Origin of the sequence: Streptococcus australis (assembly GCF_015553625.1) — a bacterium.
In the GTDB taxonomy this organism is placed as follows: Bacteria; Bacillota; Bacilli; order Lactobacillales; family Streptococcaceae; genus Streptococcus; species Streptococcus australis_B.
Genome location: NZ_JADNGY010000004.1, coordinates 144,812 through 167,826 on the forward strand (window position 1 = coordinate 144,812; position 23,015 = coordinate 167,826).

22 protein-coding genes and 1 tRNA gene are annotated in these 23,015 nt (G+C 43.8%); 22 read left to right on the forward strand and 1 reads right to left on the reverse strand.

Annotation, left to right across the window (positions count from 1 at the left end):
• The 6 genes from I2D56_RS04880 to I2D56_RS04905 form a co-directional block, all read left to right on the forward strand.
• Nucleotides 1-1,690 (forward strand): LPXTG cell wall anchor domain-containing protein (locus tag I2D56_RS04880; protein WP_195348090.1); only part of this gene is annotated, 1,690 nt, incomplete at its 5' end.
• 450 nt (nucleotides 1,691-2,140) lie between these two features.
• Complete coding sequence (gene pyrH, locus I2D56_RS04885) at nucleotides 2,141-2,872, forward strand: UMP kinase (RefSeq protein WP_006595852.1); 732 nt, start codon at nucleotides 2,141-2,143, stop codon at nucleotides 2,870-2,872.
• Between the two features lie 18 nt (nucleotides 2,873-2,890).
• Nucleotides 2,891-3,448 (forward strand): ribosome recycling factor, encoded by a 558-nt coding sequence (gene frr / locus I2D56_RS04890; RefSeq protein WP_154853491.1) that lies wholly within the window; start codon nucleotides 2,891-2,893, stop codon nucleotides 3,446-3,448.
• Nucleotides 3,449-3,554: 106 nt separating this feature from the next.
• Nucleotides 3,555-4,409: an RNA-binding virulence regulatory protein CvfB gene (cvfB, locus tag I2D56_RS04895; protein ID WP_195348091.1), complete on the forward strand. Its 855-nt coding sequence runs from the start codon at nucleotides 3,555-3,557 to the stop codon at nucleotides 4,407-4,409.
• 10 nt (nucleotides 4,410-4,419) lie between these two features.
• Entirely contained in the window at nucleotides 4,420-4,635 is a 216-nt protein-coding gene (locus I2D56_RS04900; RefSeq protein WP_023023987.1) for a YozE family protein, read from the forward strand.
• A 91-nt stretch (nucleotides 4,636-4,726) separates the two neighbouring features.
• Nucleotides 4,727-5,725 carry a PhoH family protein gene (locus tag I2D56_RS04905; RefSeq protein WP_195348092.1) on the forward strand — a complete coding sequence of 333 codons (999 nt, stop codon included), beginning with the start codon at nucleotides 4,727-4,729 and terminating at the stop codon, nucleotides 5,723-5,725.
• A gap of 502 nt (nucleotides 5,726-6,227) precedes the next feature.
• On the opposite strand, the gene ald is transcribed toward I2D56_RS04905, so the two are convergent.
• Nucleotides 6,228-7,340: an alanine dehydrogenase gene (ald, locus tag I2D56_RS04910; protein ID WP_195348093.1), complete on the reverse strand. Its 1,113-nt coding sequence runs from the start codon at nucleotides 7,338-7,340 to the stop codon at nucleotides 6,228-6,230.
• Nucleotides 7,341-7,542: 202 nt separating this feature from the next.
• On the opposite strand from ald, the gene I2D56_RS04915 reads away from it, so the two are divergent.
• The 16 genes from I2D56_RS04915 to tehB all read left to right on the forward strand — a co-directional run bounded on the left by I2D56_RS04915 (nucleotide 7,543) and on the right by tehB (nucleotide 22,960).
• On the forward strand, nucleotides 7,543-8,112 hold the full coding sequence (locus tag I2D56_RS04915) for a GNAT family N-acetyltransferase (RefSeq protein WP_195348094.1): 570 nt from the start codon (nucleotides 7,543-7,545) through the stop codon (nucleotides 8,110-8,112).
• A 50-nt stretch (nucleotides 8,113-8,162) separates the two neighbouring features.
• Nucleotides 8,163-8,235, forward strand: a tRNA-Thr gene (locus tag I2D56_RS04920).
• A 404-nt stretch (nucleotides 8,236-8,639) separates the two neighbouring features.
• On the forward strand, nucleotides 8,640-10,364 hold the full coding sequence (gene tetA(46) / locus I2D56_RS04925) for a tetracycline efflux ABC transporter Tet(46) subunit A (RefSeq protein WP_195348095.1): 1,725 nt from the start codon (nucleotides 8,640-8,642) through the stop codon (nucleotides 10,362-10,364).
• Nucleotide 10,365: 1 nt separating this feature from the next.
• Nucleotides 10,366-12,102 carry a tetracycline efflux ABC transporter Tet(46) subunit B gene (tetB(46), locus tag I2D56_RS04930; protein WP_195348096.1) on the forward strand — a complete coding sequence of 579 codons (1,737 nt, stop codon included), beginning with the start codon at nucleotides 10,366-10,368 and terminating at the stop codon, nucleotides 12,100-12,102.
• A gap of 91 nt (nucleotides 12,103-12,193) precedes the next feature.
• Nucleotides 12,194-12,691 carry an rRNA maturation RNase YbeY gene (ybeY, locus tag I2D56_RS04935; RefSeq protein ID WP_048689623.1) on the forward strand — a complete coding sequence of 166 codons (498 nt, stop codon included), beginning with the start codon at nucleotides 12,194-12,196 and terminating at the stop codon, nucleotides 12,689-12,691.
• The gene (locus I2D56_RS04940) at nucleotides 12,672-13,070 is read left to right on the forward strand and encodes a diacylglycerol kinase family protein (RefSeq protein ID WP_195348097.1); all 399 of its coding nucleotides are present in this window, start codon (nucleotides 12,672-12,674) and stop codon (nucleotides 13,068-13,070) included. The genes ybeY and I2D56_RS04940 overlap by 20 nt, the downstream gene beginning before the upstream one ends.
• A 29-nt stretch (nucleotides 13,071-13,099) precedes the next feature.
• A complete protein-coding gene (gene era / locus I2D56_RS04945; RefSeq protein ID WP_003004993.1) occupies nucleotides 13,100-13,999 on the forward strand; it encodes a GTPase Era in 900 nt (299 codons plus the stop codon).
• Nucleotides 14,000-14,044: 45 nt separating this feature from the next.
• Nucleotides 14,045-14,869: a DNA-formamidopyrimidine glycosylase gene (gene mutM / locus I2D56_RS04950; protein ID WP_195348098.1), complete on the forward strand. Its 825-nt coding sequence runs from the start codon at nucleotides 14,045-14,047 to the stop codon at nucleotides 14,867-14,869.
• The gene (coaE, locus tag I2D56_RS04955; protein WP_195348099.1) at nucleotides 14,870-15,466 is read left to right on the forward strand and encodes a dephospho-CoA kinase; all 597 of its coding nucleotides are present in this window, start codon (nucleotides 14,870-14,872) and stop codon (nucleotides 15,464-15,466) included. It abuts the gene before it with no gap.
• A 16-nt stretch (nucleotides 15,467-15,482) separates the two neighbouring features.
• On the forward strand, nucleotides 15,483-16,682 hold the full coding sequence (locus I2D56_RS04960; protein WP_324250352.1) for a multidrug efflux MFS transporter: 1,200 nt from the start codon (nucleotides 15,483-15,485) through the stop codon (nucleotides 16,680-16,682).
• A complete protein-coding gene (rpmG, locus tag I2D56_RS04965) occupies nucleotides 16,672-16,821 on the forward strand; it encodes a 50S ribosomal protein L33 (RefSeq protein WP_081453577.1) in 150 nt (49 codons plus the stop codon). The genes I2D56_RS04960 and rpmG overlap by 11 nt, the downstream gene beginning before the upstream one ends.
• A 43-nt stretch (nucleotides 16,822-16,864) precedes the next feature.
• Entirely contained in the window at nucleotides 16,865-17,098 is a 234-nt protein-coding gene (secG, locus tag I2D56_RS04970; RefSeq protein WP_006595869.1) for a preprotein translocase subunit SecG, read from the forward strand.
• A 126-nt stretch (nucleotides 17,099-17,224) separates the two neighbouring features.
• The gene (gene rnr, locus I2D56_RS04975; protein ID WP_195348100.1) at nucleotides 17,225-19,582 is read left to right on the forward strand and encodes a ribonuclease R; all 2,358 of its coding nucleotides are present in this window, start codon (nucleotides 17,225-17,227) and stop codon (nucleotides 19,580-19,582) included.
• Complete coding sequence (gene smpB / locus I2D56_RS04980; protein ID WP_195348101.1) at nucleotides 19,545-20,012, forward strand: SsrA-binding protein SmpB; 468 nt, start codon at nucleotides 19,545-19,547, stop codon at nucleotides 20,010-20,012. The genes rnr and smpB overlap by 38 nt, the downstream gene beginning before the upstream one ends.
• 182 nt (nucleotides 20,013-20,194) lie before the next feature.
• Entirely contained in the window at nucleotides 20,195-21,940 is a 1,746-nt protein-coding gene (locus I2D56_RS04985; protein ID WP_195348102.1) for a C69 family dipeptidase, read from the forward strand.
• Nucleotides 21,941-22,099: 159 nt separating this feature from the next.
• A complete protein-coding gene (gene tehB / locus I2D56_RS04990) occupies nucleotides 22,100-22,960 on the forward strand; it encodes an SAM-dependent methyltransferase TehB (protein WP_048689588.1) in 861 nt (286 codons plus the stop codon).
• The last annotated feature ends 55 nt before the right edge of the window (nucleotides 22,961-23,015 follow it).

A 23,015-nucleotide genomic window follows, 5' to 3' on the forward strand; every position in this document is an offset into this window, starting at 1 on the left:
GGAAGGAAATGAGCTTAAAACTTCTGTAACTGATATGGATAAAGAACCAGTTGATTCAGCTTACGACACAGTAGTAGACAACCGTCCAGAAGAAATCGAAAAAGACGGTAAGACTTATGTATTGGTACCAGCAGGTAACTACACAGTTGGTGAAGTTGATGACCAAGGCCACCTTACATCATCAGATGACACAACTGGTAAAGTAGCTGAACAAGATAAGAATGTTACTTATATCTACAAGCTTAAAGAAGAGCCAGCTCAACCAAAAGGTAGTGTCTATGTACACTATAAAGATACAGAAGGAAATGAGCTTAAAACTTCTGTAACTGATATGGATAAAGAACCAGTTGATTCAGCTTACGACACAGTAGTAGACAACCGTCCAGAAGAAATCGAAAAAGACGGTAAGACTTATGTATTGGTACCAGCGGGTAACTACACAGTTGGTGAAGTTGATGACCAAGGCCACCTTACATCATCAGATGACACAACTGGTAAAGTAGCTGAACAAGATAAGAACGTCACCTATGTATACAAACTGAAGGAAACTCCAGCTGAGCCGAAGAAGGGTGAAGTTATCATCACTTACATAGACGAAAATGGTAAGGAAATCGAAAAACCTCGTCAAGATACACCAAACTCACCATATGACACACCATATAACACCACTGAGGAAGGTGAAAAACCGAATACTATCAAGACACCAGATGGTAAGACCTATAAGATCGTACCAAAAGGTGACTACCCAGTAGGTAAAGTTGACGAAGATGGACATTTGGAATCATCTGATCCAGTTAAAGGTAAAGTTGACAAACCAAAATCAACCATCACTTACGTTTATAAAGAAGTGAAGGAAACCCCAGCTGAGCCTAAGGGTAACGTCTACGTACACTATGTAGATACAGAAGGTAAGACCATCAAGTCAGATGTGACCGACGAAAAAGCTCAACCAGTGGATAAAGACTACGACACAGTTGTAGACAACCGTCCACAAGAGATTGAATTTGAAGGCAAGACTTATGAATTGGTACCTGCAGGTAACTATACAGTTGGTGGAGTAGATGACCAAGGTCACCTCAAGTCTACTGATCCTACCACAGGTAAAGTGATCGAAGGCGATAAGAATGTAACGTATGTTTACAAACTGAAAGAAACTCCAGACAAACCTGTAGAACCAACTCCAGACAAGCCTGTAGAGCCAACTCCAGACAAGCCTGTAGAGCCAACACCAGACAAGCCTGTAGAACCAACTCCAGATAAGCCTGTAGAGCCAACTCCAGACAAGCCTGTAGAGCCAACTCCAGACAAGCCTGTAGAGCCAACTCCAGATAAACCAGTGAATCCAACACCAGATAAACCAGTGGACCCAACACCAGGTAAACCGGTGAATCCAACACCAGATAAACCAGTGGATCCAACACCAGGTAAACCAGTGAATCCAACACCAGGTAAACCAGTGAATCCAACACCAGGTAAACCAGTGGATCCAACACCAGGTAAACCGGTGGATCCAACACCAGGTAAACCAGTGAATCCAACACCAGGTAAACCAGTGGACCCAACACCAGGTAAAGGACAACTTCCAAATACTGGTGAAACTACATCTGTAGGATCAACTGTACTCGGACTAGTTGCAGGCCTTGTAGGATTCGTGGCATTTGGTCGTCGAAAAAAAGAAGACGAAAAATAATTCTTCTTTCTTTGGTGAAAGATTGATTTTGCTGAATTCCAAATAGCAAGGTCTACTCGATGACTAGAAAAGGTTTTATAGCCTTGAAAAAGGGGATGATGCATCCCCTTTTTTAGACTAGTCAATAATTTTTGTTATCACAATGAGATTTTTATAATAGGAGCCTCAAGTTCTAAACAGGTTGAAAGCTACAACCTGTTTGTCTCAAGAGGCTCTTTTTAATAGGTAAGAAAGTCATACAACTTCATTAATTTGGAACGTTGAAAGAAAGTTCTCCTTTGGAGGAATCACCTATCCATACGAGCTGGCACACTCAGAAATGGTCAATAGAAAAGTATGGGGTAAAATAATCAATTTTAAGACGACAAGATAAAATTTTTTTGATAGATATCACTATATAAAAAACGCTTTTTGTGGTAAAATAATACAGATCATAAAAGGAGTGACAAAATGGTAGAACCTAAGTATAAACGTATTTTAATTAAGTTATCAGGTGAAGCGTTAGCCGGTGAACGGGGTGTCGGAATTGATATCAAAACGGTTCAAAAGATGGCCCTTGAAATCAAAGAAGTTCATGACCTTGGAATTGAAATTGCTCTCGTTATCGGTGGAGGAAATCTCTGGCGTGGAGAACCTGCGGCGGAAGCAGGTATGGATCGCGTTCAAGCAGATTACACTGGAATGCTTGGAACAGTTATGAATGCCTTGGTGATGGCGGATTCTCTTCAACAGGTTGGAGTAGATACGCGTGTCCAAACAGCGATTGCTATGCAACAAGTCGCTGAGCCTTATATCCGTGGCCGCGCCCTTCGTCACTTGGAAAAAGAGCGTATTGTTATCTTTGGTGCAGGCATTGGTTCTCCATACTTCTCAACGGATACAACGGCTGCTCTTCGTGCCGCTGAAATTGAAGCAGACGCAATCTTGATGGCTAAGAATGGTGTTGACGGCGTTTATAATGCTGATCCAAAGAAAGACAAGACAGCTGTGAAGTTTGAAGAATTAACTCACCGTGATGTCATCAATAAAGGCCTTCGTATCATGGATTCGACAGCATCGACCATCTCAATGGACAATGATATTGACTTAGTCGTTTTCAACATGAATGAGCCAGGTAACATCAAACGCGTTGTCTTTGGAGAAAATATCGGTACTACCGTTTCTAATAATGTAGAAAAATAAGGAAGTTAGAGGAATAAAATGGCAAATCCAATCGTAGAAAAAGCTAAAGAAAGAATGTCTCAGTCTCACCAAAGTTTGGGACGTGAATTTGGAAGTATCCGGGCAGGTCGTGCAAACGCAAGTCTCTTGGACCGTATCTATGTTCAATATTACGGAGTTGATACTCCATTGAATCAAATCGCATCTATCACGATTCCAGAAGCCCGTGTGATGTTGATCACGCCTTTTGACAAGTCTTCATTGAAAGATATTGAGCACGCTTTGAATGCTTCTGACCTTGGTATTACTCCGGCTAACGATGGTTCGGTCATTCGCTTGGTCATCCCAGCTTTGACAGAAGAAACCCGTCGTGACTTGGCCAAAGAAGTGAAAAAAGTTGGTGAAAATGCTAAGGTAGCGATCCGTAACATCCGTCGTGATGCTATGGATGAAGCGAAGAAGCAAGAAAAAGCTAAAGAAATCACTGAAGATGAATTGAAGAATCTCGAAAAAGAAATCCAAAAAGTAACCGATGATGCTGTGAAACATGTTGATGAAATGACAGCACACAAAGAAAAAGAATTGCTTGAAGTTTAATCATTTCCAGCAGTTTACAGAGGAAATGAACTCAGTTGGCACTGCTGGCTGAGTTTTATTTCCATTAAGGGGCTATTGATGAGCTTTAGCCAGAAAGAAGGAAAAAATGAATACCAACCTCGCACATGATATCGTGGGCCTTGTAACGGATGAGAATGATCGCTTTTACTTTGTCCAAAAGGATGGGCAAACCTATGCCTTGGACAAGTCTGAAGGAGAGCGTGCTCTTGGAGAGTCTGTCAAGGGCTTTGCCTATACGGATATGAAGCAACGTTTGCGCCTGACCACACTTGAAGTCACTGCTCGTCGGAACCAATTTGGCTGGGGGACAGTGACAGAAGTTCGTAAGGACCTGGGTGTTTTTGTCGATACTGGTCTACCTGACAAGGAGATTGTCGTCTCTCTGGATATTTTGCCTGAGATCAAGGAACTATGGCCTAAAAAAGGTGATAAACTTTTTGTTCGCCTGGAAGTCGATAAAAAAGACCGGATTTGGGGTGTCTTGGCCTATCAAGAAGACTTCCAACGGATTGCTCGTCCAGCCTACAACAATATGCAGAATCAGAACTGGCCGGCTATCGTCTATCGCTTAAAACTTTCAGGGACCTTTGTTTACTTACCTGAGAACAATATGTTAGGCTTTATCCATCCAAGTGAGCGCTTTGCCGAACCTCGTTTGGGACAAGTCCTAGATGCCCGGGTTATTGGTTTCCGAGAGGTGGATCGGACCTTGAATTTATCCTTGAAGCCACGCTCGTTTGAAATGCTGGAAAACGATGCACAGATGATTCTGGCATATTTAGAAAACAACGGAGGCTTTATGACCTTGAATGATAAGTCCTCCCCAGAAGAAATTAAGGCAACCTTTGGCATTTCCAAGGGGCAGTTCAAAAAAGCTCTGGGAGGCTTGATGAAAGCAGGGAGAATCACACAGGATGCCTTTGGCACAGAATTAAAATAAGAGGAGTCCTATGCGAAAATCGTTTTATACTTGGTTGATGACAGAGCGCAATCCCAAAAGCAATGCTCCTAAGGCTCTTCTGGCAGATCTGGCCTTTCATGAGACAGCCTTTCCAAAGCATACAGATGATTTTGATGAGGTTAGTCGCTTTCTGGAAGAGCATGCCAGTTTCTCCTTTAATCTAGGAGATTTTGATGCAATTTGGGAAGAATACCTAGGTCATTAAGTACAAGAAAATCAAAGTGGGCCGGGGATGGTCAATTCTCGGTCTCTTTGTTATAATAGAGAAAACTTACAGAAATAGAGAGGTTCTTTATTTGAAAGAACATTCAATTGATATTCAATTAAGTCATCCAGATGATCTCTTCCATCTATTTGGATCCAATGAACGTCACTTGCGCTTGATGGAGCAAGAGTTGGATGTGGTCATCCATGCCCGAACAGAAATTGTACAGGTCATCGGTCAAGAAGAAGATTGTGAAAAAGCCAGACAAGTTATTGAGGCTTTGCTTATCTTGGTGAATCGTGGCATGACTATCGGGACGCCGGATGTTGTAACAGCTATTCAAATGGTTCGTAATGATGAGTTGGATAAGTTCGTGGCCTTGTATGAAGAAGAAATCATCAAGGATAGCTACGGCAAGCCCATTCGGGTCAAAACGCTAGGTCAAAAGATTTATGTAGATAGTGTCAAGCACCATGATGTGACTTTCGGGATTGGACCAGCAGGGACTGGGAAGACCTTCTTGGCAGTAACTTTGGCCGTGACCGCCCTCAAGCGTGGTCAAGTCAAGCGCATTATTTTGACTCGCCCAGCCGTGGAAGCAGGAGAGAGCCTTGGTTTCCTTCCAGGGGATCTCAAGGAAAAGGTAGACCCTTATCTACGTCCAGTCTATGATGCCCTCTATCAAATCTTGGGCAAGGACCAGACCACTCGGATGATGGAGCGGGAGATTATTGAGATAGCTCCCTTAGCTTATATGCGGGGTCGGACCTTGGATGATGCCTTTGTTATTCTTGATGAAGCGCAAAATACAACCATCATGCAGATGAAGATGTTCTTGACACGTCTTGGTTTTAACTCCAAGATGATTGTCAATGGAGACACTAGCCAGATTGACCTTCCTCGAAATGTCAAATCCGGCTTGATTGATGCCCAGGAGAAGTTAAAAAATATTTCTCAGATTGATTTTGTGCACTTCTCTGCTAAGGATGTTGTTCGCCATCCTGTAGTAGCAGAAATTATCCGGGCTTACGAGCCCCTCCCAAATCCAGTGCACAAAGAAAAACTGGATGTGGAAGAAGAAACGGAATAAAAGAAGAGGCAAAGATCAGAGGATCTTTGCCTTAAATTGACGATAAAATCATTTTCTAGACTTTCCTTAGGTGAGAACGGAGGTTAGGTGAAATTATCCAGTGGATGATTTCAGCAATCCAGGAAGTTCCATGACTAAATCAAGATACAAAGGGCGTCTGCGGATAAAGTCAAAATAGGAAGTTTGACGCAGAATCTTTTGATTCTAGAAAAACTTATCTTTTTGACACAATCCGCAGCCCGTGTTCAATTTTTATTGAGCCCCTTCGCTCTTTAATTTCTGGGCTCAGGCTAAAACAGTTTCCTAAACTGTTTTACTCTCAATTATTCCGAGTGCTTGAAACTAAATTGTTTCAGGCACTTTTCTCACAGCGGAAAATCTCTGAAAATGATTTAAAAAACTCAAAACAACTTGTTTTTTTTTTTCAAAACTTTTTTATTAGTTCATATGAAAAAATAAGTTGCTTATTTTTTCGATGATAATTCTTCAAATATATGATCGTTTAAACCAATTCGTCGATTGGAGTGAAGTTGCGTTCTAGACCTTCTGCAACTGGTTGGCTTGTGATATGGCCTTGGTAAGTAGTAACACCTTGGCGCAAGCCTTCGTCGAGGGCGATGGCCTTATGGAAGCCATTGTCAGCTAAAGCTTCGACATAAGGTAGGGTCACGTTGGTGAGGGCGATGGTAGAAGTGCGAGCGACAGCGCCTGGGATATTGGCAACGGCATAGTGGAGCACGCCATGTTTTTCGTAAACAGGCTCCGTATGCGTTGTGACACGGTCTGCTGTTTCAATAACCCCACCTTGGTCCACAGCTACGTCCACGATGACAGAACCTGGACGCATTTGTTTAACCATATCGTCTGTCACTAATTTAGGAGCTTTAGCCCCAGGAATCAGGACAGCTCCGATAACAACATCGGCATCACGGACACTGGCTTCAATGTTAAATGGATTGGACATGAGGGTTTGGATTTGGTGACCAAAGACATCTTCCAGAACGGCCAAACGTTTGGCACTGATATCCAAGATAGTCACTTGGGCGCCGAGTCCAAGGGCGATCCGAGCTGCGTGGGTTCCAACGACCCCGCCTCCGATGATGGTAACTTTCCCTTTAGGAACACCAGGTACCCCACCTAGGAGGACACCAGATCCACCTTCTTGTTTGGTGAGGAAGTGGGCCCCGATTTGCACGGCCATTCGTCCAGCAACCTCACTCATTGGCACCAAGAGTGGCAACTGTCCATCGATATCTCGAACGGTCTCGTAAGCTACCCCAGTTGTCTTAGCAGTCACCATGGCATCAGCTAATTCAGGAGCTGCAGCCATGTGCAGGTAGGTGAAGAGCAAGAGGTCTTCACGAAGGAAGTCGTATTCTTCAGCGAGGGGTTCTTTGACCTTGACCACCAATTCAGCTGCCCAAGCCTCAGCAGCGGTTGCGACAATAGTCGCTCCTTGCTTGCTGTAATCTTCATCCGCAAAGCCAGAACCAAGTCCGGCATTTGTTTCCACCAAAACTTGATGGCCCTTTCCAACCAAGCTGTGTACGCCAGCTGGTGTCAAACCAACACGATTTTCATTGTTTTTAATTTCTTTTGGAATACCAATTAACATGATTATTTCTCCTTACTTAGATTTAGGTGTAAAAAGGTCATTGGCATGAGATTGCTCTCCTAACTCAATGACCTTTTCACTCCTCATCTGATTGTTTTGATTGATTTAATTGTATAGAAAAGTGGGTTAAAAAGCAAGAAAAAATTGAGCTTGCCTTCCTTTATGTTATTTGCTAAACTAATCCCTAAAGAAGGAGTGTCAAATGGAAAATTTATATGTGAAGTTAGCGGCTTATCGAGAAATAGAGACTGAGCGCTTGCACTTGCGTCCGGTCACTCTAGAAGATGCACCGTCTATGTTTAAGTACGCTTCTAATGAAACAGTTACGCGCTATACCTTTACAACCAATCAAAGTCTTGAAGAGACGCGTAATAACATTGCCCTCTTTTACCTAGCTAGCCCACTTGGAAAATGGGGGATCGAGCTCAAAGAAAATGGAAAATTTATCGGGACGATTGATTTACTGGATTTGGATCTTTGTCTGAAGAAGGGGAGTATCGGCTATGTTCTGAATAAAGATTATTGGAACCAAGGTCTTGCGACAGAGGCTACCAAGGCAGTCATTGCCTTGGCTTTTGAACAGTTAGGGATGAACAAGCTCATTGCCGTTCATGATCAGGACAACCCAGCTTCTGGACGGGTGATGGCCAAATCAGGGATGAAATTTTCCCACGAAGAAGCTTATGCGATGCTAGACCTGCATGAAGAGGGGCGAATGGTGACGAGAGTTCATTATGTCCTCACGAAGGAAGAATATTTGGCAGAAAAATGAGTCAGGATATTGACAAAAGGCCTATCTCCATGATATAGTAGATAGGTACTGCTGGTTTAGCTCAGTCGGTAGAGCGCATCCATGGTAAGGATGAGGTCGCCGGTTCAATCCCGGCAACTAGCATAGAAGAAGAGAGAAGCTTAGAGAGGATCTAGGCTTCTTTTTTGTGCTTTAATTTCTAATTGAGTGCCTATTTATTGATCTTTTTTCAACAATTTTCAAAAAAACGTTGACAAGCACAGAAATCCGTGGTAAAGTTAGAACAACAAAGAGAAAGGAGAAAACCATCATGAACAAAGTAACATTCTTGATGACACAATTGAATACACAACTTCTCCAATCTCAGTTGAGTTCTATGTAAAAATTGAATGAAACCCAAGATGGAGGAGTCTGTCTTGGGTTTTTTGTATGCATTTTTGCCTGCCTTAACTGAATTGGTGACAGGCATCAGAAGGCCCAAGTGTGGACTGAGTACGTACTCAGCTCCTTGCTTGGGTTTTTTCTGTGCCATTTTGAAAGGGGAGAATATGATAGGAGCCTTATGGAAGTACATCTGGGAACATAAGTGGCTGTATCTCAGCATCGCTGTGGTCCTAGTGATTTATGATTACACCTTATTGATCCCGACGCAAGTCATCCAGCGCTTAGTGGATCATTTGAGTCAGCAGACGCTGACGCAATCCAACTTTGTATGGGATATGGTCCTCTTGGTGGGATCAGCCATCCTCAATTACCTGACGGCTTTTTATTGGCAGTTGCGACTCTTTCAGTCGTCAGTCCATTTCAAGGCGACCCTTCAGGGACAAGCTTTTCGTAAGCTAGTAGCTATGCGGCGTCCCTTTTTTGAGAAATTTCGCTCAGGGGACCTCTTGACGCGCTTTACGACGGATGTGGATGGCATGGCCGATATGGCTGGTTACGGGATGATGGTGCTCCTGTTTGGCGGTGGCTTGTTTGCCTTTATTATTCCGACCATGTTTTTCATTTCTTGGCAATTAACCTTGATTTCCTTTATTCCCATGATCTTCCTTGTCGTCTCTACCTATTTTTTGAGTAGAAAGCAGGAGGAGTATGTTGAGCAAAACCGGGAAGCGGTTGCTCAGTTGAACGATGAAGTCTTGGAGTCCATCGAAGGGATCCGGGTCATGCGGGCCTATAGTAGACGGGATCAGCAGGTCAAACAGTTTCAGAAGAAAACGGCTAGTCTATCCAAAACAGGGGACAAAATTGCTTCTATCCAATATTCTTTTGGCCCCTTAGCCCTGTTGTTTATTGGATTCTCGACAGTCTTGCTCCTGCTATTTGGAGGACAGTCCCTAGCAAGTGGGCAGTTGAGCCTTGGCAAGCTATTGGCCTTGCAGCTGTATTTGGTCTTTTTAATTGAGCCTATGTGGATGATGGCGGACCTGATCTTGGTCTATCAGACAGGGCAAATGTCCTATAAAAAACTAAAAGAAGTGATTGATGAGACAGATGATCTGGAGCCAGATGGTACACACTATTTAGAGCAGATCGATTCGGTAGAGTTTAAGGATTATTCCTTCAGTTATCCTGGTGCTGAGCGAAAGAGCCTATCAGGCATTGATTGGACTATCCAGCGAGGACAGACGGTTGGAATTGTTGGTCGTACCGGTGCAGGAAAGACTACCCTGGTTCGACAATTCTTGCGGCAATACCCAGTTGGTGAGGGAGAATTCTTGGTCAACCAGCAACCGATCGTGGACTACAACCGACACTCGATTGAAGAAAAAATTGGTTATGTTTCCCAAGAACATATTTTATTTTCTAAGTCTATCCGTGAGAATATAGCGCTTAGTAAAAAAGGAGCCAGCCAAGAAGACTTGGTGGAAGCAGTAGCCCAAGCTGCTTTTGCGGATGATCTCGAGCGGATGTCTCATGGAATGGACACCCTGATCGGTGAGAAAGGGGTCTCTGTATCAGGAGGTCAAAAACAGCGGATCTCTTTGGCGCGTGCCTTCTTAAGAGATGCAGATTTCTTGTTGTTAGATGATTCCCTTTCGGCAGTGGATGCGAAGACCGAACAGGCCATTATTGACACCATTCAAAAAGAACGAAAAGACAAGACGACCATCATTGTTTCTCATCGCTTGTCGGCTGTCCATCAGGCTGATTGGATCATCGTCTTGGATCAAGGACAGATTGTTGAAGAAGGCAGGGCTAGTGATTTATTAGCTCAAGAGGGCTGGTATTATGAACAATACCAACGGCAACAAAAACAGGAAGGAGAATAAGATGAAAGTATTGAAACGATTATTATCGAGAATCACGCTTTATCCAACTGTCTTTCTTGCTGGCTTTATTTGCCTCTTGCTAGCTACCATTTTTTCTGAATTGTCTCCCTTTCTTCTCCAAAAGATGATCGATGGGCCATTGACCGCACTGACCCACGGTGGCGGACAAGGGGACTTGCTTCAGATGGGAGCATTCTATCTCTTGGTCTTGAGCCTAGGGCAGCTGATTAGCTACATTGGAAATCGGATCTTGCTGCATGGAAGTAATCAAGTAACTGCTAGTCTGAGAGACCAAGCCTTTCAAGTCATGCAAGGGCTGCCTATTTCTTATTTTGATGATAAGCCGGCTGGGAAGATCGCGACAAGAATTGTCAATGATACAGAGACATTGAGGACCCAGTTTTATAACTCTTGTATGATTTTAGTCATCTATTTGGTACGCTTTCTCTTTATCCTAGGGATTCTCTTTTACCTGAGTCCTATGATGGGTCTTCTCTTGTGTTTGGTCTTTCCGATTTTCTATGGGATCCAGTATATCTACAAGGTCATGACGGACCAGCCCATGAAGGATTTCTTTGATGCGCGAAGCGAGGTCAATACCCAGGTCAATGAACTCTTGCATGGTGCCAGTATGATTCAGCTCTATCATCAAGAGTCTGGTGTGGTGGATGAGTTTGAAGCCACTACTCAGAAGATGTTAGGAGCCAATGATCGAATTCTCTTAGCCGATTCTATTGCTTCTTGGACCTTGACGGAATTGCTCAAGTTTTTAGTGATTGCAGGCATTTTGACTATCGCTGGGATTTCTTTCCTACAGGGTAATATCGGTGTGACGGCTGGTTTCTTATTTATCAATATTAACTATGTGATCAATCTGTTTGATCTCATGGCCAATCTTAGTCGTCAATTCCCAAATATTCGGCGATCACTAGAGACGGGGAGTCGCGTCCTTGCTTTCTTAGACCAACCCTTAGAGGCCGATGGTGCATCGGAACTGAAGATAGAAAAAGCTCAAGTCGTGTTTGACGATGTTCAATTTGCCTATGAAGAAGGCAAGCCAGTTCTGAAGGACATTTCCATCCAAGCTCATCCGGGTCAAACCCTTGCCTTGGTTGGCCATACCGGTTCGGGTAAATCCTCCATTATGAACTTGCTCTATCGTTTCTATGATCCGCAGGAGGGGGAAATCCGGATCGACGGCCAGAATATTCGCCATTTCTCTAGAGAGAGTCTTCGCTCCCATATGGGAATTGTCTTACAGGATCCCTATCTGTTCTCAGGGACCATTGCTAGCAATGTGGCCATGAGTCAAACAGATATCGACCGTGATCGCGTCTTGGATGCTCTAAAACAGGTCGGTGCCCTGCCTATGATCCAGAGATTAGAAAAGGGAATCGACCATCCAGTGGTTGAAAAGGGATCTGCCTTCTCAAGCGGGGAGCGCCAATTGATTTCCTTTGCGCGGACCCTCTACATGAACCCGAAAATTTTGATTCTGGACGAAGCAACCTCCCACATTGATACGGAGACAGAGGAGATCATTCAGAAGGCTATGGCAGTCCTGCAAAAGGGCCGGACGACCTTTATTATTGCCCACCGCTTATCGACCATTCAAGATGCAGATCAGATCTTGGTTCTATCAGAAGGGCTCATTGTCGAACGTGGGCAACATGCAGACTTGATTGCTCATGGTGGCATCTATGCCCAGATGCAAGCTATCCAACAGACGGTTGAATAAAAGGGCATTCTTCAAATAGTAAAAGTAGCGTGTATTCTAGTATATACGCTATTTTTATGCTATAATTGAAATGATAGTGAGGTGATCCAAGATGTATATTGAAATGGTTGATGAGACCGGTCAAGTCTCTGAAGAAATGATCAAACAAACCCAGGAAATTTTAGAATTTGCTGCAAAAAAATTGGGCAAAGAAGACAAGGAAATGGCAGTGACCTTTGTAACCAACGAACGTAGCCATGAATTGAACTTGGAATACCGGGACACGGATCGCCCAACGGATGTAATCAGTCTGGAATACAAACCAGAGATGGACATTGCTTTTTCGGAAGAAGATTTAGAAGACCATCCAGAGTTAGCCGAGATGATGGCTGAATTCGATACCTATATTGGAGAGCTTTTTATTTCTGTAGACAAGGCGCGTGAGCAAGCAGCTGAGTATGGTCATAGCTTTGAGCGCGAGATGGGCTTTTTAGCAGTGCATGGCTTCCTTCATATCAACGGTTATGATCACTATACGCCGGAAGAAGAAAAGGAAATGTTTGGCTTACAGGAAGAGATTTTGACAGCCTATGGACTCACAAGACAATAAACGAAAATGGAAAAATCGAGAACTGATTGCCAGTCTTGAATTTGCTTTAACAGGGATTTTCACAGCCTTTAAAGAGGAACGAAATATGCGTAAGCATGCACTTTCAGCTATCTTAGCGATTGTTGCAGGCTTCCTTTTTGGCATTTCAGCAACAGAGTGGCTCTTTCTACTCTTAAGTGTTTCTTTGGTCCTTGCCTTTGAAATCATGAATTCTGCTCTTGAAAATGTAGTGGATTTGGCGAGTGATTACCATTTCTCCATGCTGGCAAAGAATGCCAAGGATATGGCGGCAGGAGCGGTTCTCGTTATTTCGGGCTTTGCCTTTGTGACAGGTCTCATCATATTTGTGCCCAAGTTGTGGGCTTTGGTATTTGGATAAGAGGGAGACTTCCCTCAAGAAAGGAAACTATGACATTTAAATCAGGCTTTGTAGCCATTTTAGGACGTCCCAATGTCGGGAAGTCAACTTTTTTGAACCACGTCATGGGGCAAAAAATTGCCATCATGAGCGATAAGGCGCAGACAACGCGTAATAAGATTATGGGAATCTACACGACCGATAAGGAACAGATTGTCTTTATCGATACCCCAGGGATTCACAAACCCAAGACAGCGCTTGGAGACTTCATGGTAGAGTCGGCCTATAGCACCCTTCGAGAAGTCGATACCGTTCTCTTTATGGTCCCAGCAGACGAGCCACGTGGGAAGGGTGATGACATGATCATCGAACGCCTCAAGGCAGCCAAGGTGCCCGTCATCCTTGTGGTCAATAAGATCGACAAGGTCCATCCAGACCAACTTTTGGCGCAAATCGATGATTTCCGTAGTCAGATGGACTTCAAGGAAATTGTGCCGATTTCAGCCCTTCAAGGAAACAATGTTTCGCGTTTGATTGATATTTTGAGCGAAAACTTGGAAGAAGGTTTCCAATATTTCCCTGCTGATCAGATTACTGACCATCCAGAGCGTTTCTTGGTCTCTGAAATGATCCGTGAAAAGGTCTTGCACTTGACGCGTGAAGAAATTCCCCACTCTGTTGCCGTAGTGGTGGATTCTATGAAGCGGGATGAAGAAACAGATAAGGTTCATATCCGTGCGACCATCATGGTGGAACGTGATAGCCAAAAAGGCATTGTCATCGGAAAAGGCGGCGCCATGCTCAAGAAGATTGGAACCCTTGCGCGGAAGGATATCGAGCTGATGCTAGGGGATAAGGTCTTCCTAGAAACCTGGGTCAAGGTCAAGAAAAATTGGCGGGATAAGAAATTAGATCTTGCCGATTTCGGTTATAACGAAAAAGAATACTAAGAAGAGGTGGGCAGAAGCCTGCTTCTTGTTTTTGAAAGGAGCCCCATGCCCGAGTTACCAGAAGTAGAGACTGTCCGACGCGGTCTTGAGAAATTAATTCTTGGAAAAACCATTCAGTCAGTGGAAGTAAAGTATCCTAAGATGATTCATACGGATCTAGATGCTTTTTGTCAAGATCTTCCAGGTCAAGAAATTCGGGCCATGGGGCGCCGCGGGAAATACCTCTTGTTTTATTTGACGGATTTGGTTCTCATCTCGCATTTGCGGATGGAAGGCAAGTATTTCTTTTATCTAGACGAGGTCCCTCCTCGCAAGCATGCCCATGTCTTCTTTCGTTTTACGGATGGCAGCACCCTGGTCTATGAAGATGTTCGCAAGTTTGGGACCATGGAAGTCCTAGTACCTGAGCTTGTCGACAGCTATTTTTTGGCAAAAAAAATTGGTCCAGAGCCGACAGAAGCAGATTTTAAAGAACCAGCCTTCCAAGCAGCTCTTAAACAATCAAAGAAACCCATTAAGTCAGCTCTTTTGGACCAAAAATTAGTGGCTGGTCTGGGCAATATCTATGTAGATGAGGTCCTTTATCGAGCTAAGGTTCATCCAGCCCGTTTGGGTCAAAGCTTAACTGCTAGAGAAGCCAAAGCTGTTCGCAAAGAAACAATGGATGTCCTTGCCCAAGCTGTGGAAAAAGGTGGCTCGACCATTCGCTCTTACAGCAATGCCTTTGGAGAGGATGGAACCATGCAAGAGCAACACCTGGTCTATGGCAAGACAGGTCAACCTTGTAGTCGTTGTAGCACTCCAATCGAGAAAATCCAACTAGGGGGACGCGGAACCCATTTTTGCCCTCACTGTCAAAAGGAGAACTAGATGGCAAGAATCATCGGATTAACAGGAGGGATTGCTTCAGGAAAGTCCACTGTCACCTCCTATTTGAAAGAAAAGGGATATCCTGTCATTGATGCTGATCGAGTGGTCCATAACTTGCAGGCACCAGGTGGAGAACTTTATCAAGCTTTGGTAGATCATTTTGGAAGGGACATCCTCCTAGATACTGGAGACTTGAATCGTCCTGCTCTGGCTCAACGCATCTTTTCAAGCCAGAAAGAGATTGCCTGGTCCAACCAAGTACAAGGGGAGATCATTCGCAAAGCCCTGGCGCGAGAACGGGATCGCTTAGCTAAAACAGAAGACCTCTTTTTCATGGATATCCCCTTGTTAATCGAGCAAGGATATCTGGGCTGGTTTGACCAAGTCTGGCTGGTTTATGTGACGGAAGAGACCCAGTTGCAACGTCTAATGGAAAGAAACGCCCTAAGGGAGGTCCAGGCGCGCGATCGTTTGGCAGCCCAGATGCCTCTAGATGAGAAAAAAGCTTTTGTCGATCTTGTGATCGATAACAATAGCCAGCGTGATTGCCTCTATCAGGAAATCGATCGGGCTTTAGAACAAATAGAAAGAAGATGATCCTATTTCACTGGAAATCAATTGGCGTAAAAATCTTTTTATTGCCTGGATTGGCTGTTTTTTCGTAGGTGCCAGTCTTTCATTGGTGGTCCCTTTTATGGCTCTCTTTGTGGAGGAATTGGGGATGAAAGGTCCCGAAGTTCCTTTTTATGCTGGGATTGCAGTCGCCTCCTCCTCCTTGACATCTGCCCTGATGGCCCCAATCTGGGGGAGTTTGGCGGACCGTTATGGTCGGAAACCCATGATGTTGAGAGCCTCGATTGCTATGACCTTGACCATGGGAGGAATTGCTTTTGTCCCTTCCGTCTTTTGGTTGCTACTTCTACGCTTATTAAATGGTGTCTTCTCAGGCTTTGTCCCTAACAGCACGGCTCTCATTGCCAGTCAGGTGCCAAAGAATCAATCTGGATACGCTCTAGGAACCTTATCGACGGGAACTGTTGCCGGTACTTTGATGGGCCCCTTGTTGGGGGGATTGATCGCAGAGCAATTTGGTATGCGGAATGTCTTTCTCCTCGTTGGTTTTTTCCTCTTTCTTGTCTCTGTCTTGACTTGGTGGGGCATTGAGGAAGACTACCAACAAATATCGAAAGAGGAGCACCTTTCAAGCTGGGAATTACTGGCTTCTATCCAGCATAAGGACATTTTACTGGGCCTCTTTTTGACCAGTATGACCATTCAGATGATCGGCCAATCCATTTCTCCCATTCTTCCACTCTATGTGAGAGAGCTTGGCCAGAGCGACAATGTTATTTTTGTATCTGGGCTGATCGTATCAGCGATGGGGATTTCCAGTATCCTGACCTCGGGATGGATGGGAAAGCTCGGAGATAAAATTGGAAACCATCGCCTCTTACTTTTAGCTCTTCTCTATAGTGGCATCCTCTATATCTTCTGTGCCCTTGCTCAGACCCCTTTTCAATTAGGATTTCTTCGTTTCTTATTTGGAATTGGGACAGGAGCCTTAATGCCCGGAGTGACGGCTCTCTTAAATCGCCTGACTCCCAAGGAAGGAATTTCTCGGATTTTTAGTTACAATCAACTCTTCTTTTATATAGGGGGAGTTCTTGGTCCCATGATGGGCTCTAGTATTGCTATGCATGTCAATTACCATTGGGTATTCTATGGGACTGCTATTCTGGCCTTTATAGATTTGGCCTTCCTTTTATTCATCTTTAGAAAGTATTTGAAAGTGAGAGAAATCAGTGCGCATTAAAGTACAACTAACCTGCACGAGCTGTGGCAGTCAGAATTATTTGACAAGTAAAAATATGAAGACCCACCCTGAAAAAATTGAAGTTTTGAAGTATTGTCCCAAAGAGAGAAAAGTGACATTACATCTTGAAACAAAATGATTTTTATGGTAAAATAGATAAGATTTTAAGGAGTTTTTTAATTATGACTAAACCGTTGATTACTATTTTATTGGTACTATCTGTATTAATTATTATCGCTATTTTCATGCAACCAACTAAAAATCAATCTAGCAACGTATTCGATGCAAGTTCAAATGATTTGTTCGAACGTTCAAAAGCTCGTGGATTCGAAGCAGTGATGCAACGATTGACAGGAGTAATGATTTTCCTTTGGTTACTCATTGCGATGATTCTAATGGTATTATCCAGTAAATAAGATAGGCTTAGACATTGTCTTTGCCTATTTTTTCATCTATGTTTTGTTGGATAGGGAGATTGTCACTTGCAAAGAAATCTCTCTGAAAGAAAGAAAATAAAGGAGGCTGGGTATCCAGCACAAAATATGAAAAGTAAAATTATTGATTATTTAAAACAGGAGGGAAAAGCTCAGGTTGATCAATTGGCTCAAGCCATTGGCAGTACAGACGCCAAAGGTTTTCGTGAACTGATTAAGACCATTTCGCTGATGGAGCGACGTCGTCAACTAACCTTTGAAGAAAATGGTTTTTTAAGTCTCCTTGATGCCAAGCCAAAAGGCGTCATTACTGTGAAAGGGATTTTCCATGCTCATAAGAGTGGCTTTGGCTTTGTTAGCCTAGAGGGGGAAGAAGAGGACCTTTTTATTGGACGAAATGATGTCAACCATGCCATTGATGGGGATACAGTTGAGGTTGTAATCACCAAGGTCGCCGATCGGCAAAAGGGGACCGCGGCAGAGGGGAAAATCATTGATGTCTTGGAGCACAGCCTCCAAACAGTCGTCGGCCAAATCGTTTTGGATGAGGAAAAACCCAAATATGCAGGCTACATCCTTTCAAAGAATCAAAAGATTAGCCAACGCATTTACGTGAAAAAACCTGCCCTACAATTAGAGGGAACGGAAGTTCTCAAGGTAGCTATTGAACAGTATCCAAGTCGAAAACACAACTACTTTGTAGCCTCAGTACAAGATGTGGTTGGGCATGTGACAGATCCTGGGATCGATGTCTTGGAAGTCTTGGAGTCTATGGATATTGTCTCAGAATTTCCAGAAGCAGTCCTCAAAGAAGCAGAAAGCATCCCAGACCAGCCTAGTGAGAAGGACATGGAGGGACGTTTGGACCTTCGAGATGAAATCATCTTTACCATTGATGGTGCCGATGCCAAGGACTTGGATGATGCGGTTCACATCAAGCGCTTGGAAGGTGGGAATTTTGAGCTTGGCGTTCACATAGCCGATGTCTCTTATTATGTGACCGAAGGTTCTGCCTTGGACAAGGAAGCCCTCAACCGGGCGACCTCTGTCTATGTGACAGACCGGGTCGTGCCCATGTTACCTGAGCGTCTCTCTAATGGGATTTGTTCCTTAAACCCTCAAGTGGATCGCTTGACCCAGTCAGCCATTATGGAGATCGACCAGCGTGGTCGGGTACTTCGCTACCAGATCACCCAAACGGTCATTAAAACGACTTTCCGTATGACCTATAGCGATGTCAATGAGATCATTGCTGGGGACCAGGAGAAGCGTGAGGAATACCAAGCTATTGTGCCAAGTATCGAAGCCATGGTTGGTCTTCATCAGATCTTAGAAGGAATGCGGGAAAAACGAGGAGCCCTGAACTTTGATACCAGTGAAGCAAAAATCCTAGTCAATCCTCAAGGAAAACCAGTAGACATCGTCTTGCGTCAACGTGGGGTTGCGGAACGGATGATTGAATCCTTCATGCTGATTGCAAATGAGACAGTAGCAGAGCATTTTGCCAAACGAAAACTTCCCTTTATTTACCGGATTCACGAAGAACCCAAAGCAGAGAAAGTGCAAAAGTTTATCGATTATGCTTCTAGCTTTGGCCTACCAATTTATGGGACAGCTAGTTCCATGAGTCAGGAAACCTTGCAGGACATTATGAAGAAGGTAGAAGGGGAACCCTATGCTGATGTCTTGTCTATGATGTTGCTCCGTTCCATGCAACAAGCGCGTTATTCCGAGCACAACCACGGCCACTATGGGCTAGCAGCTGAGTTCTATACTCACTTCACCAGTCCGATTCGCCGGTATCCAGACTTATTAGTCCATCGCATGGTGCGAGAGTATGGAAAAGATTCTGAAGTGGCTAGCCATTTTGAACAGGTCATTCCAGATATTGCTAGCCAATCCTCTAGTCGGGAACGCCGCGCCATTGATGCGGAACGGGAAGTGGAAGCCATGAAGAAGGCAGAGTACATGGAGGACTATGTTGGCGAAGAGTACGATGCATTGGTGTCCAGTGTCGTCAAGTTTGGTCTCTTTGTTGAATTGCCAAATACCGTAGAAGGTTTGATCCACATCACTACCTTACCTGGTTTTTATCATTTTAACGAGCGCGATTTGACCTTGCGCGGGGAAAAATCAGGCGTCACTTTCCGTGTCGGTCAGGAGATCCGAATCAGGGTCGAAAGAGCGGATAAGATGACTGGTGAGATTGATTTTTCTTATATCCCAAGTGAGCTGGATTTGATTGAAAAAGTCACTAAAACATCGGGTCGTAAAGATCGAAATGGACACTCTAAGCGCCCTTCTTCTAAGAAAGAAGAACGAAAGCAAGGAGGCATTAGAGAGAACAAGCGCAAGCATTCTTCAAAAGACAAGAAGAAAAAGAGTAAGAAACCTTTTTACAAGGAAGTAGCTAAGAAAGGAGCTAAGCATGGCAAAGGGCGAGGGAAAGGTCGTCGCACAAAATAAGAAAGCAAGCCACGATTATACAATTGTTGATACCATTGAAGCAGGAATGGTCCTGACTGGTACAGAAATCAAGAGTGTTCGAGCAGCTCGTATCAACCTCAAGGATGGGTTTGCCCAAGTGAAAAATGGGGAAGTTTGGTTGAGCAATGTTCATATCGCTCCTTATGAAGAAGGCAATATCTGGAACCAAGATCCAGAGCGCCGTCGCAAACTTCTTCTTCATAAAAAACAAATCCAGAAATTAGAGCAAGAAACCAAAGGAACAGGGATGACGCTGGTCCCACTTAAAGTCTACATTAAAGACGGCTATGCCAAGCTCTTGCTGGGCTTAGCAAAAGGGAAGCACGATTATGACAAACGTGAATCCATCAAACGGCGGGAACAAAATCGCGATATTGCTCGTGTGATGAAACAATACAATACACGTTAAAACAAGAAATAGGAACAGCTGAAGCAAAGGCTTAAAACTGTTCCTATTTTTAATGATCTTTTTTGAAACCGCTTGCATTTCTATCTGGATAAGGGTATACTGAAGGTAGCGTTGGTATAGTTGTTTTTCGTCGGCTTGAAAATTTTTTCTAGCCTCTTTTGTAGTCATAAAGGAGATCGACTATGAGAAAACTACTGGTCAAACTAATGATTGCTTTCATGGCCTTTGCCTTGATTCCAGTTCAAGTTGCTCAGGCTTGCTCAGCCATCATTGTTGGGAAGGAGCTCACGACAGATGGTTCCATGCTCTTCGGGCGGACTGAAGACTATCCTTATGCTCCCGATGGTGGTCGCCACAATAAAACTTACGAAGTGGTACCTGCCAAAGACTATAAGGATGGGGATATGTTGGAGGATGAATCCAATGGCTTTGCTTATCCGCACTTGAGTCATGAAATGAAATATACCGCAACTTATGATGCGGCGCATGGAGATGGTTCCAACGGGAACTTCGGAGCACACGGCTTTAACGAAGCTGGTGTTTCCATGACCTCTACAGTATCGGCAACCCCACACGATAAAATTTTGAAAGCAGACCCACTCGTGAAAAATGGATTGGCTGAGGCTGCTATGGTAGACTTGGTTCTTCCACGTGCCAAAACAGCTCGTGAAGGAATTGAGTTGGTTGCCAAGGTACTTGATGAAAAAGGATCTGCCGAAGGAAACATTATTGTCGTAGCAGATAAAAATGAACTCTGGTACATGGAAATCCTATCTGGACACCAATATGTAGCTATTAAATTCCCTCAAGACCGCTATGCCATCTTTGCCAATACCTACTATCTAGGAAATGTGGATTTCAAGGACAAGGACAATGTCATTGCTTCGAAAGATGTGGAAGCAGTTGCTAAAAAGGCAGACCACTACAAGACTGATAAAGATGGGAACTTCCATATCGCAGACTCTTATGGTCCAGATGAATATACCGAACGCAACCGCTCACGGACCTATGCAGGGATTACCTTGATGGATCCGAAAGCGGATGTCAAATATGATGATAAGCACTTTGACCTCTTGCGCAAACCAACGGATCCTTCTAAGAAGTATAGTCTAGAGGATGTTTTCGCTGAACAACGGAACCGGTTCGAACACCTCAAACAATATACTCCAGATGACTTGGTGGAACCAGGTAAAGAAGTAGATACCAATAAGTATAAGTATGCTCTTGGAAATGAAAACGTCATCAACGCCCACGTTTACCAAATTAAGAAGGACTTGCCAACTCCATTTGGTGGTGTCGTTTGGTTGGGGCTCGCTCAAAGCCGGAACACGCCTTATGTGCCATTCTATGGTATTGTCAACGATACCTATGCACCATTCAAAGTTCGCTCTGCCAAATACGATCCAACTTCTTGGTATTGGGCTGTTTGGCATATTGACCAAATGGTCATGAAATACCCAGACCTCTTTGGCAACAGCATCCAAGAGAAGTGGAAAGAATTGGAAAAAGGCTGGATCAAGGAACAAGCGGCTTTGGATCAAAAATATAGTGGACTCACTGATGACCAAGCGAAAGCTACTGCAGACGAAGTAACAAGTGACTCACTTAAACGTGCGGAAACGATCTTCAAACAAATCAAGCAAGTTGAAAGCGAGATGGAAGATAAGATTCGTACAGAAAAAGGTTTGGAAGCAGACTTTGTTTATGATGGCTATAACAAGGCCAATCTGGTAGCAGCAGCTCAAGCTGAAAAAGACGCATCGAAAGAAACTGATAAGAAGGAAGAAACAGCTTCTAGTCAATCATCTAGCAAGGCAAGTGATTCAAACAGCAGTTTATCTGCCGTCTTAGGAGTTTTGGCTCTTGCAGGATTTGGCTTGGCAGGTTTCTACTTTAAAAAATCAAAAAAGAATGAAAATGAAGAATAAGTAGACAGAGACTGTTAAATCAGCATCCTGCCTCAACTGGATTCTAAGAGAGTGGAATAGAAGTCTTCACAAAAGGAGCTTGTAATTCCACTCTTTTTATTGTTATTTGCATGCAATTTTTGTATGATAGGGATAGATAGAAAGAAGGAGAAGAAACGGATGCCTGAAAAATTAATTGCCTATAAACGGATGCCTTTGTGGACCAAGGATACCATGCCTGAAGCAGTCCAAAGAAAACACAATACCAAAGTAGGTACTTGGGGAAAGATTACCGTCCTAAAAGGAAAACTCAAGTTTGTTGAGCTGACGGAAGATGGGGAAGAAGTAGCCAGCCATGTTTTTGAGGCAGGTGCGGATAACCCGATGGCACAACCGCAAGCTTGGCACCGTGTAGAGGCCCTTACAGATGATGTGGAATGGTTTTTGGAATTCTACTGTGAGCCCAAAGATTACTTCCCCAAAAAATATAATAGCAATCCCGTCCATTCGGAAGTGCTAGAAGCCATGGAGTCCCTTTCTCCAGGAAAGGCCTTGGATTTGGGGTGTGGACAAGGACGAAATGCTCTCTTTTTGGCCCAGCATGGCTTTGAAGTGACAGCAGTCGATCAAAATGAATTAGCCCTAGAGATCCTACAAAGTATTGTAGAGCAAGAAGATTTGGAAATGACTGTGGGGCTCTATGATATCAATTCAGCGAACTTAAAGCAAAGTTATGACTTGATTGTCTCAACGGTTGTCCTCATGTTCTTGCAAGCGGATCGCATTCCAGCGATTATTCGAAATATGCAAGACCAGACCAATCCAGGTGGCTATAACTTGATCGTTTGTGCCATGGATACAGAGGACTATCCTTGCCAGGTTCCTTTTTCCTTTACCTTTAAGGAAGGCGAGCTAGCAGACTACTACAAGGATTGGGAACTCGTTAAATACAATGAAAATCCAGGGCATCTGCACCGACGTGATGAAAATGGCAATCGAATTGCCTTACGCTTTGCGACCATGCTAGCCAAGAAAATATAAATAGCTCTCTAGACAAGGACACCCTTGCAGTCGTCCTTGTCTTTTTATATCTGAA

Bases quoted from the DNA above. Each gene is read 5' to 3' on its own strand.
- pyrH (WP_006595852.1), top strand. From the start codon at position 2,141: ATGGTAGAACCTAAGTATAAACGTATTTTAATTAAGTTATCAGGTGAA.
- frr (WP_154853491.1), top strand. From the start codon at position 2,891: ATGGCAAATCCAATCGTAGAAAAAGCTAAAGAAAGAATGTCTCAGTCT.
- cvfB (WP_195348091.1), top strand. From the start codon at position 3,555: ATGAATACCAACCTCGCACATGATATCGTGGGCCTTGTAACGGATGAG.
- I2D56_RS04900 (WP_023023987.1), top strand. From the start codon at position 4,420: ATGCGAAAATCGTTTTATACTTGGTTGATGACAGAGCGCAATCCCAAA.
- ald (WP_195348093.1), bottom strand. From the start codon at position 7,340: ATGTTAATTGGTATTCCAAAAGAAATTAAAAACAATGAAAATCGTGTT.
- I2D56_RS04915 (WP_195348094.1), top strand. From the start codon at position 7,543: ATGGAAAATTTATATGTGAAGTTAGCGGCTTATCGAGAAATAGAGACT.
- ybeY (WP_048689623.1), top strand. From the start codon at position 12,194: ATGTATATTGAAATGGTTGATGAGACCGGTCAAGTCTCTGAAGAAATG.
- I2D56_RS04940 (WP_195348097.1), top strand. From the start codon at position 12,672: ATGGACTCACAAGACAATAAACGAAAATGGAAAAATCGAGAACTGATT.
- era (WP_003004993.1), top strand. From the start codon at position 13,100: ATGACATTTAAATCAGGCTTTGTAGCCATTTTAGGACGTCCCAATGTC.
- mutM (WP_195348098.1), top strand. From the start codon at position 14,045: ATGCCCGAGTTACCAGAAGTAGAGACTGTCCGACGCGGTCTTGAGAAA.
- coaE (WP_195348099.1), top strand. From the start codon at position 14,870: ATGGCAAGAATCATCGGATTAACAGGAGGGATTGCTTCAGGAAAGTCC.
- secG (WP_006595869.1), top strand. From the start codon at position 16,865: ATGACTAAACCGTTGATTACTATTTTATTGGTACTATCTGTATTAATT.
- rnr (WP_195348100.1), top strand. From the start codon at position 17,225: ATGAAAAGTAAAATTATTGATTATTTAAAACAGGAGGGAAAAGCTCAG.
- smpB (WP_195348101.1), top strand. From the start codon at position 19,545: ATGGCAAAGGGCGAGGGAAAGGTCGTCGCACAAAATAAGAAAGCAAGC.
- I2D56_RS04985 (WP_195348102.1), top strand. From the start codon at position 20,195: ATGAGAAAACTACTGGTCAAACTAATGATTGCTTTCATGGCCTTTGCC.
- tehB (WP_048689588.1), top strand. From the start codon at position 22,100: ATGCCTGAAAAATTAATTGCCTATAAACGGATGCCTTTGTGGACCAAG.